The following is a 15,889-nucleotide window of genomic DNA, read 5'->3' as shown; positions in this document are numbered from 1 at the left end:
CGAGAGATTACAGATTCCGCAGCGCGGCGACTACTGCGTCACCCATTTCCTGCGTACCGACTTTAGTGCAACCGGCCGACCAGATGTCGCCGGTGCGCAAGCCCTGATCCAGCACCAGGCTGACGGCTTTCTCGATGGCATCGGCCGCGGCCTGCTGGTTGAAGCTGTAACGCAGCATCATCGACACCGACAAAATGGTCGCCAACGGGTTGGCGATGCCCTTGCCCGCGATGTCCGGCGCCGAACCGTGGCACGGCTCGTACATGCCTTTGTTGTTGGTGTCCAGGGACGCCGACGGCAGCATGCCGATGGAACCGGTGAGCATCGAGGCCTGGTCAGACAGGATGTCGCCGAACATGTTGTCGGTGACGATCACGTCGAACTGCTTCGGTGCGCGCACCAGCTGCATTGCGGCGTTGTCGACGTACATGTGGCTCAGTTCGACTTCAGGATAATCCTTGGCCACTTGTTCGACCACTTCACGCCACAGTTGGCTGGAGGCCAGTACGTTGGCCTTGTCCACCGAGCACAGCTTCTTGCCACGGACCATGGCCATGTCGAAACCGACACGGGCGATACGGCGGATTTCGCTTTCGCTGTACGGCAGGGTGTCGTAGGACTGACGCTCGCCGTTTTCCAGGGTACGGGTACCGCGTGGCGCGCCGAAGTAGATGCCGCCGGTCAGCTCACGCACGATCAGGATGTCCAGGCCGGCCACGATTTCCGGCTTCAGGCTGGAAGCCTCGGCCAGTTGCGGGTACAGGATCGCCGGACGCAGGTTGCCGAACAGGCCCAGTTGCGCACGGATCTTCAGCAGGCCGCGCTCAGGGCGGATGTCACGTTCGATGGCATCCCATTTCGGGCCGCCAACGGCGCCCAGCAACACGGCGTCGGCCGTACGGGCACGTTCCAGGGTCTCGTCGGCCAACGGCACGCCGTGCTTGTCGATGGCAGCGCCACCGATCACGTCATGGCTCAACTCGAAGCCCAGGGCGAACTTGTCACTGGCCAGCTCCAGCACCTTGACCGCTTCGGCCATGATTTCCGGGCCAATACCGTCACCTGGGAGAATCAGAATCTGCTTGCTCATGCTTTCCTCATGTCATCAGTCGGTGCGCCCATGGACGCACCCGGAAAAATTCTATCGTTCAGCCATCAGCACCAGTACATCGGTACTGAACGAACCATCGGCCTCAATCTCGAAATATTCGCGTACTTCATTGCCCATCGACTGCTGCAACTCGCGGATCGCCGCGCGCATCACTTCAGGTGTGCGCATGCGCTCGACCCAGCTGTTGTACTCCAGGCGCAGACGCTGACGAGTGGTACTGCGGGTGTGCAGCCCCGCCTCGCTGACCTGGCGCAACCACTCGCCGGCGGAATAATCGCGCACATGGCTGGTGTCGCGCAGCACTTCGACGCTTTGCAGGTAAGTGTCGAACAGCGGGCTACCCGGTGACAATACATCGACGAACGCCGCCACACCGCCCGGTTTCAACACCCGGCGCACTTCCCGCAACGCCACGCCCAGATCGCTCCAATGGTGCGCCGAATAACGGCTGAAGACGAAATCGAATTCACCATCAGCGAACGGCAGGCGCTCAGCGGCACCATTGACCGTGGTCACGTTGCTCAAGCCACGATCGACAGCGGCAGCGGTCACCACGTCGAGCATCTGCTGCGACAGGTCGTAGGCCACCACTTCTTTCACCAATGAAGCTACGTGAAAACTCACGTGACCGGCACCGCAGCCAAGGTCCAGAACCCGGGCATCGCCCTGCCCGGCCAGTTCGGCCTGTAGCAGCGCGAATTCAGTGCCTTGAGCGTGGACGGCGCTGCTCAGGTAGGCCGAGGCCTGTTCACCGAATTGCTTCTGGACTACCTGGGTGTGCTGGGCGGTGCTGGTCATAGTTATGTCCTGATATTTGTGTTGTCTGATCTGCCGCCTTCGCGAGCAAGCCCGCTCCCACATTTGAAATGCATTCCAATGTGGGAGCGGGCTTGCTCGCGAAGAGGCCGGCCCTACCTACATCAATTTCGGATCAATCACGCATCGCGAAACAACCACGGCTGGCTCGCACGGTGTTTGGCTTCAAACGTGGCAATCGCCTCGTGGTCCTGCAACGTCAGGCCGATATCGTCCAGGCCATTGAGCAGGCAGTGCTTACGGAACGCGTCAATCTCAAAACTCAACACCTTGCCATCCGGACGGGTCACGGTCTGAGCTTGCAGATCAACCTGCAACTGGTAGCCCGGATTGGCCTCGACCTGCTGGAACAGCTCATCGACTTCGGCATCGCTCAAGATGATCGGCAGCAAGCCGTTCTTGAAGCTGTTGTTGAAGAAGATGTCGGCATAGCTCGGCGCGATGATGCTGCGGAAACCGTACTCTTCCAGCGCCCACGGCGCGTGTTCACGGCTGGAGCCGCAACCGAAGTTCTCCCGGGCCAGCAACACGCTGGCGCCCTGGTAACGTTCGGCGTTGAGGACGAAGTCCTTGTTCAGCGGACGCTTGGAGTTGTCCTGGTAAGGCTGACCCACATCCAGGTAACGCCATTCATCGAACAGGTTCGGGCCAAAACCGGTGCGCTTGATCGACTTCAGGAATTGCTTCGGAATGATCTGGTCGGTGTCGACGTTGGCACGATCCAAAGGCGCGACAAGTCCAGTGTGCTGGGTAAAAGCTTTCATGCTGCGCTCCTTTAGATCAATTCACGGACGTCGATGAAACGACCGTTCACAGCGGCGGCGGCGGCCATGGCCGGGCTGACGAGGTGGGTACGACCACCGGCGCCCTGACGGCCTTCGAAGTTACGGTTGGAAGTCGAAGCGCAATGCTCGCCGGACTCCAAACGGTCCGGGTTCATCGCCAGGCACATCGAGCAACCTGGCTCGCGCCATTCGAAACCGGCTTCGAGGAAGATCTTGTCCAGGCCTTCCGATTCGGCCTGCGCCTTAACCAGACCCGAGCCCGGCACGACGATGGCCTGCTTGATGGTCGAGGCCACTTTGCGGCCCTTGGCGATCACGGCCGCGGCACGCAGGTCTTCGATCCGCGAGTTGGTGCAGGAACCGATGAACACACGGTCGAGCTGAATGTCGGTGATCGCCTGGTTGGCGGTCAAACCCATGTATTTCAAGGCGCGCTCGATGGAGCCGCGCTTGACCAGGTCCATTTCCTTCGCAGGATCCGGCACGTTCTGGTCCACCGCCAACACCATCTCAGGCGAAGTGCCCCAGCTGACTTGCGGCTTGATCTGGGTGGCGTCGAGCTCGACCACGGTGTCGAACACCGCATCGGTATCGGACACCAGGTCTTTCCAGGCTTCAACGGCCAAGTCCCATTCCGCGCCTTTCGGAGCAAATGGACGGCCCTTTACGTAAGCCACGGTCTTTTCATCCGCGGCCACCAGGCCTACGCGAGCGCCGGCCTCGATGGACATGTTGCAGATGGTCATGCGGCCTTCGACGGACAAGTCGCGAATCGCGCTGCCGGCGAACTCAATGGCGTGGCCGTTACCGCCGGCGGTGCCGATCTTGCCGATCACGGCGAGCACGATGTCCTTGGCGGTCACGCCGAATGGCAGTTGGCCTTCGACGCGCACCAGCATGTTTTTCATTTTCTTGGCGACCAGGCACTGGGTGGCGAGCACATGCTCGACCTCGGAAGTGCCGATACCGTGCGCCAATGCGCCGAATGCGCCGTGGGTCGAGGTGTGGGAGTCGCCGCAGACCACGGTCATGCCCGGCAAGGTTGCGCCCTGCTCCGGGCCGATGACGTGGACGATGCCTTGGCGAACGTCGTTCATCTTGAACTCGACGATGCCGTATTCATCGCAGTTGTCGTCGAGGGTCTGCACTTGCAGGCGCGAGACCTGGTCAACGATGGCGTCGATGCCGCCCTTGCGCTCCGGCGTGGTCGGTACGTTGTGGTCCGGGGTCGCGATGTTGGCATCGATGCGCCATGGCTTGCGCCCGGCCAGACGCAGGCCTTCGAAGGCTTGCGGCGAGGTCACTTCGTGAATGATGTGACGGTCGATGTAGATCAGCGCAGAGCCATCGTCGCGCTGCTTGACCAAATGCGAATCCCAGAGCTTGTCGTAGAGCGTTTTGCCGGCCATCAGACGGTTCCTCATCAGCTTGTTTCTATGCCCCGGGCTTTGAAAGTCTCAATAACCCTTTGGCTTGTGAGGCTGATCCTATGGGGTTACATTAAATAACTCAAATTCATATTTTTTATGCTTTGGATAACCAACTGGAATACAACCATGGACCTGGCCAACCTCAATGCTTTTATTGCCATCGCCGAGACCGGAAGCTTCTCCGGCGCCGGCGAACGGCTGCACCTGACCCAACCGGCGATCAGCAAACGTATCGCCGGGCTGGAGCAGCAATTGAAGGTGCGGTTGTTCGACCGCCTGGGGCGTGAAGTGGGCCTGACCGAGGCCGGGCGCGCCCTGCTGCCGCGGGCCTACCAGATTCTCAATGTCCTCGATGATACGCGCCGTGCCTTGACCAACCTCACGGGTGAAGTGACCGGTCGTCTGACCCTGGCCACCAGTCACCATATCGGCCTGCACCGTTTGCCGCCCTTATTAAGGGAGTTCACCCGACGCTACCCACAAGTGGCGCTGGATATTCAGTTCCTCGATTCGGAAGTGGCCTACGAGGAAATTCTCCATGGCCGCGCCGAACTGGCGGTCATTACCCTGGCGCCGGAACCCCATGCGCTGGTCAAGGCCACCCCGGTGTGGGACGACCCGCTGGATTTCGTGGTTGCCCCGGAGCATTCGTTGCTCAATAACGGCAAGGTCAGCCTGGCGGACATCGCCCGACACCCGGCGGTCTTCCCCGGCGGTAACACCTTTACCCACCACATTGTGCAGCGGCTGTTTGAAGCCCAGGGCCTGACGCCCAACATCGCCATGAGCACCAACTACCTGGAAACCATCAAGATGATGGTCTCGATCGGCCTGGCCTGGAGCGTTTTGCCGCGCACCATGCTCGATGACCAGGTGGCGCGCATACCTTTGCCGGGCATACAGCTCACTCGCCAGCTAGGCTATATCCTGCACACGGAAAGGACGCTGTCGAACGCCGCGCGGGCTTTCATGGCCTTGCTGGATGCTCAACTCGATCCGCCAGGGACTCAAGGCTGACTTGTGCTACTCCTATAGAGCCGCGAACTCCTGTGCCAAACGCCCATTCAGCCTAAGGCTTGCCAATGCCCAAATCTGTCGATCGTATTCCGCCAATGCCGCGTATACAGGCACTTGACCCGAAAAACTCCGAACAGAGCTGGGAAAGTGCCTCGCAACTGTTGGCCGCGCTCAACGGCGCGCGCCTGGGTGCCTGGTATTGGGACATCGAGCGCGGGCAGATCAGCTGGTCCCGGGGTACGCAGGCGCTGTTCGGCTTCGACCCCCGCAAACCGTTGCCGCGGGATCTGGAATACCTCGACCTGCTGCCCCCGGAAGATCGCGCGAAAACCCTTCGCGCATTCCACGCGGTCATCGCTGGCGCGCCACTGGAGCAAGCGATGCATCACCGCATCCGCTGGCCCGATGGCAGCCTGCACTGGCTGGAAATCAACGGCAGCCTGTTGCCGGACAAGCACGGCCGGCCACGGATGATCGGCGTAATCCGCGAGATTACCCACCAGCGCCAGCGCGAACAGGCGTTGAGCAGCTCGGAAAAACGCTTCGCCACCCTGTTCCACCTGTGCCCGAACATGGTCCTGTTGACCCGCCAGGAAGACGGCCTGATTTCCGAAGCCAACCAGTATTTCGAAAGCCTGTTCGGCTGGCCGGTGCAAAACGCGATCGGCCGCACCACCCTGGAACTGGGCCTGTGGGTGCATCCCGAACAACGGGCCGACCTGGTCAAGGCCACCAAAGCCAAAGGCGACCTGGTCAGCATGGAAGTGCAGTTTCGCGCCAGCAATGGCCAGGTCCACGACGGCATCCTCAGTGCGCAGAAAGTCGAGCTCGAAGGCCAGCCCTATCTACTGAGCACGTTCCTTGACACCACCGAACGCAAAGTCGCCGAACAGGCCCTCAAGGACAGCCAGGAACGCCTCGACCTGGCCCTGGATTCGGCGCAACTCGGCACCTGGGACTGGCACATTCCCAGTGGCATGCTCTACGGGTCGGCACGGGCCGCCCAACTGCATGGCCTGGACGCCAAACCTTTCCACGAGTCCTTCGACGAGTTCTTCGAAGGCGTGCCCGGCGAAGAACGCGACACCATGCGCGACGCTTACCGCAGCCTGCGCGAAGGCCCGGCCGGCAACTATCAATTGACCTACCGCGTGCAATTGCCCGACGGCAGCTCGCGCTACCTGGAAAGCCGCGCCCGCCTCTACCGCGATGACAACGGCGTGCCGGTGCGCATGGCCGGCACATTGCTCGACATCACCGACCAGGTGGAGCGCGAACAACGGCTGGTGGCCTCCGAAGAAAAATTCGCCACGCTGTTCCAGGTCAGCCCCGATCCGATCTGCGTCACCCACCAGGACACCGGCCAGTTCATTGAAATCAACTCCAGCTTCACCCAGACCTTCGGCTGGAGCACTGCTGACGTGATCGGCCGCAGCGCCGACGAAATCGGCCTGTGGGACGCTTCGGCGAAAAGCCTGCGACGGATCGAACAAGTGATCCGCGAACAAGGCCTGAACAACGTGGCCATTCTGGTCCAGCACAAGGACGGACAGGTCCTGACTTGCGTGATTTCCAGCCGCCAGATCAGCGTCGGCGACCAGGCCTGCATCGTCACCACGCTGCGCGATATCACCCAGCAACAGCGCTCGGAAGCGGCGCTCAAGGCCAGTGAAGAGAAATTCGCCAAGGCCTTCCACTCCAGCCCCGACGCCATCACCATCACCGAGCGCGACACCGGACGCTATCTGGAGGTCAACGACGGTTTCTGCCGCCTGACCGGTTACCGCGCCGAGGAAGTGGTGGGCCGCACGGTGTATCAGGTCGGGATTTGGGCTGAAGAAAAACAACGCTCGGCGCTGCTGGCCGAATTGCAGATCAAGGGTCGGGTTCATCACCAGGAAATGCTCGGGCGCAACAAGCGCGGCGAACTGCTCACCGTCGAAGTCTCGGTGGAACCGATCACCCTCAATGAAACCGCCTGCCTGCTATTGACCGCGCGAGACGTCAGCCTGCTGAAAAACGCCGAAGCGCAGATCCGCCACCTGGCCTACCACGACCCACTGACCAACCTGCCCAACCGCGCCTTGCTGATGGACCGCCTGAGCCAGCAGATCGCCCTGCTCAAACGGCATAACCTGCGCGGCGCGCTGATGTTCCTCGACCTCGACCATTTCAAGCACATCAACGACTCCCTCGGGCACCCGGTGGGCGATACCGTGCTGAAAATCATCACCGCGCGCCTGGAGGCCAGCGTGCGCATGGAAGACACCGTCGCGCGCCTGGGCGGTGACGAATTCGTGATACTACTCAGCGGCCTTGAAGGCTCGCGCAGCGAGGTCAGCGATCAGGTTCGCGAACTGGCCGACACCATCCGCGAACTGCTGTCCGAACCAATGTTCCTCGACGGCCAGCGCCTGCAAGTGACGCCAAGCATCGGCATTGCGCTGATCCCCGATCACGGCTCGACCCCGACCGACCTGCTCAAGCGTGCCGACATCGCGCTTTATCGCGCCAAAGACTCTGGTCGCAATACCGCGCAGATGTACCACAACACCATGCAGAAGGCCGCGAGCGAACGCCTGCGCATGGAAACCGACCTGCGCCTGGCGCTTTCCCGGGGCGAGTTTCGCGTGCATTACCAACCCCAGATCGACGCCCGGGGCGACCGCATCGTCGGCGCCGAGGCACTGGTCCGCTGGAATCATCCGGAGCTCGGCGCGCAATCACCCGCCGAGTTCATCAAGGTGCTGGAGGACAGCGGACTGATTCTGGAGGTCGGCACCTGGATCCTCGACGAAGCCTGCCAGGCCTTCAAGCAATTGATCGACGATGGCCTGGTGAATCCGTACAAATTCAGCCTGTGCGTGAACATCAGCCCACGCCAGTTCCGCCAGAACGACTTCGTCGAGCGCGTCGAAAACAGCCTGACCAGCTATGGCCTGCCCTGCTCCCTGTTGAAGCTGGAAATCACCGAAGGCATCGTCATCCAGAACCTGGAAGACACCATCAGCAAAATGCGCCGCCTGAAAAAACTCGGCGTGAGCTTCGCCATGGACGACTTCGGCACCGGCTACTCCTCGCTGACCTACCTCAAGCGCTTGCCGGTCGACACCCTGAAAATCGACCAGTCGTTCATCCGCGACGCCACCAGCGACCCGAACGACGCCGAGATCATCCGCGCCATCGTCGCCATGGCCCACAGCCTGGATTTGAAGGTGATTGCCGAAGGGGTGGAAACAGCCGAGCAGCTGGAGTTCTTGCAGGGGTTGGAGTGTCACTTCTACCAAGGGTATTTGCACAGCCCGCCGTTGCCGGTGGAAGAGTTTCAAAAACTGCTGAAGTGACGGGCACAAAAAAGGGCGCCAATGGCGCCCTTCTTCTTGCTCCGACTTAGTGTTGCAGAGCCGGCTTCTGCGCTCCGTTGATCGGGATGCGCTTGGCTTTCGCCTCTTCCGGGATCACCCGCAGCAGGTCGATGCTCAACAGACCGTTGCTCAGGCCGGCAGCCTTGATCTCGATGTGGTCCGCCAGACGGAAGGACAGTTTGAAGGCACGTTGCGCAATGCCCTGATACAGATAAGTGACGTCTTCGTTCGCGTCACGCTTGCCGCCACTGATGGTCAGCACACCTTTCTCGACTTCGAGTTCCAGATCTTCTTCCTGGAAACCTGCCGCGGCAATGACGATGCGGTATTGATCGTCACCGTGTTTTTCCACGTTGTAGGGCGGGTAAGTGCTGCCTGGCTCATTGCGCAGGGCGGTCTCGAACAGGTCGTTGAAACGGTCGAAACCTACCGAGGAACGGAACAGTGGGGCCAGGGAAAATGCAGTACTCATGGTTCAAATCTCCTGAAAACAATCAGCAAGGTTTTTTGTCTCCGCGACCCGAATTCGGCATCGCGTAACCCTTAGATAGGGACCGCTGATTGCATTTCAAGAGATTATTTTCTGCTTTTTTTATAAAAAGTTTCAGGCCGCCTCTGCCACCGGCAGACCCAACAAACGCGAGACATTATCCAGCTCGGTCTCACGACGCAGCACGGTGAACAGCTCCACCGCCTCGGGATAATTGCGGGTCAGCATCGCCAGCCATTGCTTCAGGCGACCCGGCGACTGGCGTGGCGTCATCTGTGCCTTGGCTTGCAGCCAGAAGTCTTGAATCAACGGCAGCAACTCGGCCCAGGTCATCTCGACCACTTCTTCACCGGCCCGCGCCGCGGCGATCTGCCGAGCAAGGTCCGGACGCGAAACCAGGCCGCGACCGAGCATGATGTCTTCCACGCCGCTGATCTCGCGGCAGCGACGCCAGTCTTCAACGCTCCAGATGTCGCCGTTGGCGAACACCGGCACCTTGACCACGTCCTGCACCCGCGGAATCCACTCCCAGTGCGCCGGCGGCTTGTAGCCATCCACCTTGGTCCGCGCGTGCACCACGATGTGTTCGGCGCCGCCTTCGGCCAGGGCCGTGGCACACACCAGCGAACCGTCCGGGCTGTCGAAGCCCAGGCGCATCTTGGCGGTGACCGGAATGTGCGCGGGGACGGCACGACGGACGTGTTCGACGATCTGGTTGAGCAGCTCGGGTTCCTTGAGCAATACCGCGCCGCCACGGGATTTGTTGACGGTCTTGGCCGGACAGCCGAAGTTCAGGTCGATCACTTCGGAACCCAGCTCGCAGGCCAGCGCGGCATTTTCCGCCAGGCACACCGGATCGGAACCGAGCAATTGCACACGCAGCGGCACGCCGGAGGCCGTCCGGGCACCGTTGAGCAGCTCCGGGCCGAACTTGTGGAAATAGGCAGGTGTCAGCAACTGGTCGTTGACCCGAATGAACTCGGTCACGCACCAGTCAATACCACCCACGCGGGTCAGCACATCGCGCAGGATGTCGTCGACCAACCCCTCCATGGGCGCCAAAGCAATTTGCATGAAAAACACACTCGAGGAAAAACGTGCGGCAGTTTACTGGGTTCAGAGAAAATCTGCAGAACATCGCAGATCCATTGTGGGAGCGGGCTTGCTCGCGAAGGCGGTGTGTCAGCGAATTAAATGTTGACTGACACGGCGCCTTCGCGAGCAAGTCGGACCGCCGCACCGCCGCACCGCCGCTCCCACATGGAATCAGGGTTGTACCAACTCCTGCGCCTGAATCGCCGGGCCATAGCCCTCGATGAACTCCGTCGGCATGCGCTTGGGCTTGCCGGTGGACAGCTCGATGCAGACGAACGTGGTCTGCGCGCGCAATAGCGTGGTGTTGTCACTGGGGCGGATCAACTGGAATTGCCGGGTCATTTTCAAGCGCTGGTCCCAATCGACGATCCAGGTCGCCAATTGCAACTCGTCTTCCTCATAGGCTGCCGCCAGGTAATCGATCTCATGGCGCACCACCGCCATCGCCCGGTCCAGCCGCCGATATTCGACCAGGTCCAGGCCAAGGCGCTGGGAGTGGCGCCAGGCACAGCGTTCGAGCCAGGTCACGTAGACCGCGTTGTTCGCGTGCCCCAACCCGTCAATGTCCTCGGCGCTCACTTGCAGATCAATGATGAACGGCGTTTCCCGATCCCAGCCCATGCCCGACTCCCTGGTCAGATAATTTCGACCGGGGCAGTGTAACGGAAGCTCAGGCGGATTGGCGTGATTGCAGACTGCGCCCGGCCAGCAGTGATAACACGCCATCAATCACCCGCGGGTCGGCCAACACTCGCTGATGACCACCGTCCTTCAAACGCAACAAGCGGCTGTCGAACCACGCTTCGTGAATCAGCTGGGACTCCTTCACCGAGACAAGGTTGTCGTCTTCGGCATGGACAATCAGGCCAGGCATGTCGAGTTGATAGTGCGCGACATCCAGCGTCGCGGCTCGCATGCCGACGTCTTGCTCGACCTGGCGAATGAACGCCGAGCGGGCCTTCGGTGGCAGCCCGACATAGCGGGCAAAACCACGCAACACGCCGAGAATTCGCGCCGGAGCGGCAATGGAGACCAGGGTTTCGGTGCGCAAGCCCAACTGGACCGCGAGCATCGCACTGGCGCCGCCCATGGAGTGGCCGATGACCGCTTGCAGGGGTGGCAGTTCGGCGGCCGCTTCAAGCATGGCGCGGGCGAACAGCACCACATTCGCCTCACTGCCCGGTGAGCGACCGTGGGCCGGACCATCCAGGGCCACGACCGAGTAACCGGCATCGACCAGCGCGGTGATGAGGCTGGCAAACTGCGTCGGCCGCCCTTCCCAACCATGCATCAGCAAGACTGCCGGGCCTTGGCCCCAGCGCAAGGCCGAGAGGCCGAAACGCAGGGTGATCCGCTCGGACCTCGCCAACAGTGGCAGCTCCCAGTCACGCAGCGGCAGATCCCGTGGCGTCATGAACGCCTGTCGCATTTTGCTGGCGACCAGTTGCGGGGCAAACCAGCCCAAGGTGCCATTAACGCCACGAACCCACTTTAACGCGCTCATCGCATTCTCCTCAGGCCGCAGCCTTCAGGTCAACGCACTGCCGATTTGGCGGCGCGCAGTAATCGATCGGACAACTCTCCTGGCCCCAGCGCCCGCGCCAGAGCCAGCCCACCCACCATCAAGGCCATGTCGGCCAGAGCTTTTTCGGTTTCTTCAGGGCTGGCCGCCAACTGCGCGACCATCAATTCCACATGCTCATTGAGCGCAACACGAAACGCTTCCGGCAGCCGCCCCAGTTCGCCGACCGATGCCGGGATCGGACAGGCCGATTCGGAGGAGTCACGGTGCTTGCGCGACAGATAAAACGCAGCCACCAGCGCGCGGCGCTCTTCACCCGTCAACTCCGAGTCCATGTCGGCAATCAGGTCACGGCGGTGACCGAGCAATTGCCTGAACGCCTCGAGCATCATCGCGTCCTTGCTTTCGAAGTGGGCGTAGAAGCCGCCGACCGTCAGGCCTGCCGCGCCCATCACTTCGCCAACACTTGGCTCGGCCGGGCCGCGCTGAATCAGCGCTGCGCTGGCAGCCTTGAGGATGCGTTCGCGGGTTTGAGCTTTTTTATCGTTCATCGTTGCCTCCGAATATTACGATTGAAATATTATTCTCATAATAAATTTTAGCAAGTCATGGGCGTGACCGCTGGTCTGAAGAACAGTTTTTTTTGGAAATGGAGGAATTTGGCCAAACGCCAGACAAACAAAAGGGCCATTCAATAATTGAATGACCCTTATAAAATCCCGCAGAGCGGGTAATCGTGGCGTCCCCTAGGGGACTCGAACCCCTGTTACCGCCGTGAAAGGGCGGTGTCCTAGGCCACTAGACGAAGGGGACACAAACCCTTCTATACAACTGATCAGTGCTGAGTGCTGATCGATTCAAGGCCGGTGTGGCCAGACCTTGAACTGTAAAATTGGTGGAGCTAAGCGGGATCGAACCGCTGACCTCCTGCATGCCATGCAGGCGCTCTCCCAGCTGAGCTATAGCCCCGGATTTTTCGCCTCGCGGCGGAGCGACATCTTGCAACATCGCTTCTGTAAAACTGGCGTCCCCTAGGGGACTCGAACCCCTGTTACCGCCGTGAAAGGGCGGTGTCCTAGGCCACTAGACGAAGGGGACGCAAACCCTTCTATACAACTGATCAACGCTGAGTGTTGATCGCTTCAAGACCGGTGTGGCCAGGCCTTGAAGTGTAAATTGGTGGAGCTAGACGGGATCGAACCGTCGACCTCTTGCATGCCATGCAAGCGCTCTCCCAGCTGAGCTATAGCCCCTCATCGTTGATGTCATCGCTGAGGACGGGGCGAATCTTAAGGGCGTATCGAAAGTCTGTCAAACTTATTTTTCAAAAAATTTAAAGTTTTTTGCCGACATAACAACCACTTACCGCCCTCCCCCCATAAATTCGGGGGAAAACGCCGGAGGACAGGAACAAAAGATCCCGGCCTCCGACGGCTACCGCAGAGTCAGACGTGCTCAGGCGATAGCGCCCAGCAGCTTTTCCCACTCTTTGTTTTCTTTCTTCGACACGCCGCCCAGCAGGTCAATCGCCTGGCGCAGACGGAAACGGGTCAGGTCCGGCCCGAGGATTTCCATCGCATCGAGCACCGACACCGAACTGGCCTGGCCGGTGATCGCAGCGAACATCAGCGGCATGGCATCACGCAGCTTCAGCTCCAGGGACTCGACCACCGCCTGAATGGTCGCGGTGATGCTGTCCTTCTCCCACTGACGCAGGCTTTCGAGCTTCCACAGGATCAACTGCATCAACTGACGAACCTGATCACCCGAGAGCTTCTTGGATTCGAACAGCTTGGCATCCGGATTCACGCCACCGGCAAAGAAGAACCCGGCCAGTGGTGCCACCTGGCTGAAGGTTTCGACCCGGCCCTGCACGTGCGGTGCGATCTTCATCATGTATTCGGAATTGAACGCCCACTTCTGCACGCGCGCGGCGAACTCTTCCACCGGCAGGTCACGCAGCCACTGGCCGTTGAGCCACGACAGCTTCTCGATGTCGAAGATCGGCCCGCCCAGGGACACGCGCTTGAGATCGAAGTTGTCGACCATTTCCTGCAACGAGAACTTCTCGCGCTCGTCCGGCATCGACCAACCCATGCGGCCCAGGTAGTTGAGCATCGCTTCCGGCATGAAGCCCATGCGCTCGTAGAAGGTTACCGAGGTGGGGTTCTTGCGCTTGGACAGCTTGCTCTTGTCCGGGTTACGCAGCAGCGGCATGTAGCACAGCTCCGGTTGTTCCCAGCCGAAGTACTCGTACAGCAGGATCAGCTTCGGTGCCGATGGCAGCCACTCTTCGCCACGCAATACGTGGGTGATGCCCATCAGGTGGTCGTCGACCACGTTGGCCAGGAAGTACGTCGGCAGGCCGTCGGTCTTCATCAGGACTTGCATGTCCATGCGGTCCCACGGGATTTCAACGTCGCCACGCAGCATGTCCGGCACCACGCAGACGCCTTCGCTCGGTACTTTCATGCGGATAACGTGCGGCTCGCCAGCCGCCAGGCGACGGGCGACTTCTTCCTTGGACAGCAGCAGCGCGCGGCCGTCGTAACGCGGGGTTTCACCGCGAGCCATCTGCTCGGCGCGCATCTGGTCCAGCTCTTCGGCGGTGCAGAAGCACGGGAAGGCATGACCGAGCTCTACAAGCTGCTGGCAATACTTTTGATAAATATCGCCGCGCTCGCTTTGACGGTACGGACCGTGCGGGCCACCGACGTCCGGGCCTTCGCTCCAGTCGATCCCGAGCCAGCGCAAGGCGTCGAAAATCTGCTGTTCGGACTCGCGGGTCGAACGCAGTTGGTCGGTATCTTCGATCCGCAGGATGAACTCACCGCCGTGCTGCTTGGCAAAGCAGTAGTTGAACAAGGCGATATAGGCGGTACCTACGTGGGGATCCCCGGTAGGCGATGGCGCGATGCGAGTGCGGACGGTGGTCATGGCATGTCTCGAAAAGAATAAAAGCGAAGTTCAAACAAGGCGCGAATGGTAACAGGCGACACCCGCCCGGCTCCAGTGAACAGGGCATTTAAGCCAAGGTTGCGTCTGTAACGCCAGTATAGGGAGGTGAATGGCCGAATATCGGCCGATGGCATTTACCGCTTATCGGCTGTATGCCAGATTTGCCTGCTGATAACTTCTCTTACAATTTCTCGACTACAGTTTGCCTCATGCCTGCCCAACTCAAGCGTCGCCTCTTCACGTTCCTGCTGATTGTCCTGTTGATTGCCGGGGGCCTGTTTGCCCATTGGCTCTTGAAGGGGCGCTTTTATGAAAGCACCGACAACGCCTATGTCCAGGGCGAGATCACCCGCGTGTCGAGCCAATTGGGCGCGCGTATCGATCAGGTACTGGTGCAGGACAACCAACATGTCGAGAAAGGCCAGTTGCTGGTCAAACTCGAAGGCGACGACTTCCGCCTCGCTGTCGACCGCGCCAATGCCGCCTTGGCCACCCGCGAGGCCGAGCGCCTGCAAGCCCAGAGCAAACTGACCCAGCAGGCCAGCCTGATTGCCGCCAGCGAAGCGCAAGTCGCATCCAGCCAGGCCAGCCTGGGTCGCTCGCAGATCGACCTGACCCGCGCCGAGACCTTGCGCAAACCCGGCTATATCTCGGAAGAACGGGTGACCACCCTCTCCGCCGACAACCACATCGCCCGCTCGCAAGTGGCCAAGGCCCAGGCCGATGCGCAAAGTCAGCGCCAGCAAGTCAACGCACTCACCGCCGAGATCAAACGCCTTGACGCACAGATCGCCAACGCAAAAACCGATCTGGCCCAGGCCGAACTGAACCTGACCCGCAGCGAAATCCACGCGCCCATCAGCGGCCTGATCGGCCAGCGTGCAGCCCGCGAAGGCCAATACGTGCAGGCCGGCGCTTACCTGTTGTCGATCGTGCCGGACGAAGACATCTGGATTCAGGCCAATTTCAAGGAAACCCAGATCGGCCACATGCAGCCTGGCCAGGAAGCCGAACTGACCTTCGACGCCTACAGCGACACCCCGATCAAAGCCCGGGTCGACAGCCTGTTCGCCGCCTCGGGGGCGCAGTTCAGCCTGTTGCCGCCGGACAATGCCACGGGCAACTTCACCAAAGTCGTCCAACGGATTCCGGTAAAACTGACCTTCGCCGCGGACAATCCGCTGCGCGGCAAGATCCGCCCGGGCATGTCGGTCACCGCCAAGGTGAACATCAAGGACGCCCCTGAAGAAATCACCCCCAAAGTGAGCCACAAAGACGCCCCTGACGATGGCCGGTGATC

General features: G+C 60.6%; 13 protein-coding genes and 4 tRNA genes. 3 read left to right on the top strand and 14 right to left on the bottom strand.

The window, feature by feature from the left end:
* Positions 1–7: 7 nt before the first annotated feature.
* The 4 genes from leuB to leuC all read right to left on the bottom strand — a co-directional run bounded on the left by leuB (position 8) and on the right by leuC (position 4,121).
* Complete coding sequence (gene leuB / locus KGB28_RS25835; RefSeq protein ID WP_223448403.1) at positions 8–1,090, bottom strand: 3-isopropylmalate dehydrogenase; 1,083 nt, start codon at positions 1,088–1,090, stop codon at positions 8–10.
* 51 nt (positions 1,091–1,141) lie between these two features.
* A complete protein-coding gene (locus KGB28_RS25830; protein ID WP_223448402.1) occupies positions 1,142–1,909 on the bottom strand; it encodes a class I SAM-dependent methyltransferase in 768 nt (255 codons plus the stop codon).
* Positions 1,910–2,046: 137 nt separating this feature from the next.
* Entirely contained in the window at positions 2,047–2,691 is a 645-nt protein-coding gene (leuD, locus tag KGB28_RS25825; RefSeq protein ID WP_157711688.1) for a 3-isopropylmalate dehydratase small subunit, read from the bottom strand.
* A gap of 11 nt (positions 2,692–2,702) precedes the next feature.
* Positions 2,703–4,121 (bottom strand): 3-isopropylmalate dehydratase large subunit, encoded by a 1,419-nt coding sequence (leuC, locus tag KGB28_RS25820; RefSeq protein WP_223448401.1) that lies wholly within the window; start codon positions 4,119–4,121, stop codon positions 2,703–2,705.
* Positions 4,122–4,268: 147 nt separating this feature from the next.
* Between leuC and KGB28_RS25815 the strand changes: the two genes are divergently transcribed.
* On the top strand, positions 4,269–5,159 hold the full coding sequence (locus KGB28_RS25815; protein ID WP_008047336.1) for a LysR family transcriptional regulator: 891 nt from the start codon (positions 4,269–4,271) through the stop codon (positions 5,157–5,159).
* Positions 5,160–5,224: 65 nt separating this feature from the next.
* The gene (locus tag KGB28_RS25810; RefSeq protein ID WP_223448400.1) at positions 5,225–8,503 is read left to right on the top strand and encodes a PAS domain S-box protein; all 3,279 of its coding nucleotides are present in this window, start codon (positions 5,225–5,227) and stop codon (positions 8,501–8,503) included.
* Between the two features lie 46 nt (positions 8,504–8,549).
* Here the strand turns inward: KGB28_RS25810 and KGB28_RS25805 are convergent, their stop codons facing one another.
* From KGB28_RS25805 to gltX, 10 genes are all read right to left on the bottom strand, one after another.
* Complete coding sequence (locus tag KGB28_RS25805; protein WP_223448399.1) at positions 8,550–8,996, bottom strand: Hsp20 family protein; 447 nt, start codon at positions 8,994–8,996, stop codon at positions 8,550–8,552.
* A gap of 132 nt (positions 8,997–9,128) precedes the next feature.
* On the bottom strand, positions 9,129–10,088 hold the full coding sequence (locus tag KGB28_RS25800; protein ID WP_008050845.1) for a tRNA dihydrouridine synthase: 960 nt from the start codon (positions 10,086–10,088) through the stop codon (positions 9,129–9,131).
* A gap of 192 nt (positions 10,089–10,280) precedes the next feature.
* Entirely contained in the window at positions 10,281–10,730 is a 450-nt protein-coding gene (locus tag KGB28_RS25795; RefSeq protein ID WP_223448398.1) for an acyl-CoA thioesterase, read from the bottom strand.
* A gap of 49 nt (positions 10,731–10,779) precedes the next feature.
* Complete coding sequence (locus KGB28_RS25790) at positions 10,780–11,613, bottom strand: alpha/beta fold hydrolase (protein WP_223448397.1); 834 nt, start codon at positions 11,611–11,613, stop codon at positions 10,780–10,782.
* 29 nt (positions 11,614–11,642) lie between these two features.
* The gene (locus tag KGB28_RS25785; RefSeq protein WP_056722152.1) at positions 11,643–12,182 is read right to left on the bottom strand and encodes a TetR/AcrR family transcriptional regulator; all 540 of its coding nucleotides are present in this window, start codon (positions 12,180–12,182) and stop codon (positions 11,643–11,645) included.
* A 186-nt stretch (positions 12,183–12,368) separates the two neighbouring features.
* Positions 12,369–12,444 (bottom strand) — tRNA-Glu (locus KGB28_RS25780).
* 80 nt (positions 12,445–12,524) lie between these two features.
* Positions 12,525–12,600 (bottom strand) — tRNA-Ala (locus KGB28_RS25775).
* 53 nt (positions 12,601–12,653) lie between these two features.
* Positions 12,654–12,729 (bottom strand) — tRNA-Glu (locus KGB28_RS25770).
* Between the two features lie 79 nt (positions 12,730–12,808).
* Positions 12,809–12,884 (bottom strand) — tRNA-Ala (locus KGB28_RS25765).
* 202 nt (positions 12,885–13,086) lie between these two features.
* Entirely contained in the window at positions 13,087–14,568 is a 1,482-nt protein-coding gene (gene gltX / locus KGB28_RS25760; RefSeq protein ID WP_007997532.1) for a glutamate--tRNA ligase, read from the bottom strand.
* Positions 14,569–14,798: 230 nt separating this feature from the next.
* On the opposite strand from gltX, the gene KGB28_RS25755 reads away from it, so the two are divergent.
* Positions 14,799–15,887 (top strand): HlyD family secretion protein, encoded by a 1,089-nt coding sequence (locus KGB28_RS25755; RefSeq protein WP_223448396.1) that lies wholly within the window; start codon positions 14,799–14,801, stop codon positions 15,885–15,887.
* Positions 15,888–15,889: the final 2 nt, after the last annotated feature.

This window comes from Pseudomonas sp. BF-R-19 (assembly GCF_019956445.1).
Lineage (GTDB): Bacteria > Pseudomonadota > Gammaproteobacteria > Pseudomonadales > Pseudomonadaceae > Aquipseudomonas > Aquipseudomonas fluorescens_BH.
Note: the sequence above shows the minus strand (reverse complement) of the source record. Positions and strands in the feature narration are given on the sequence as shown.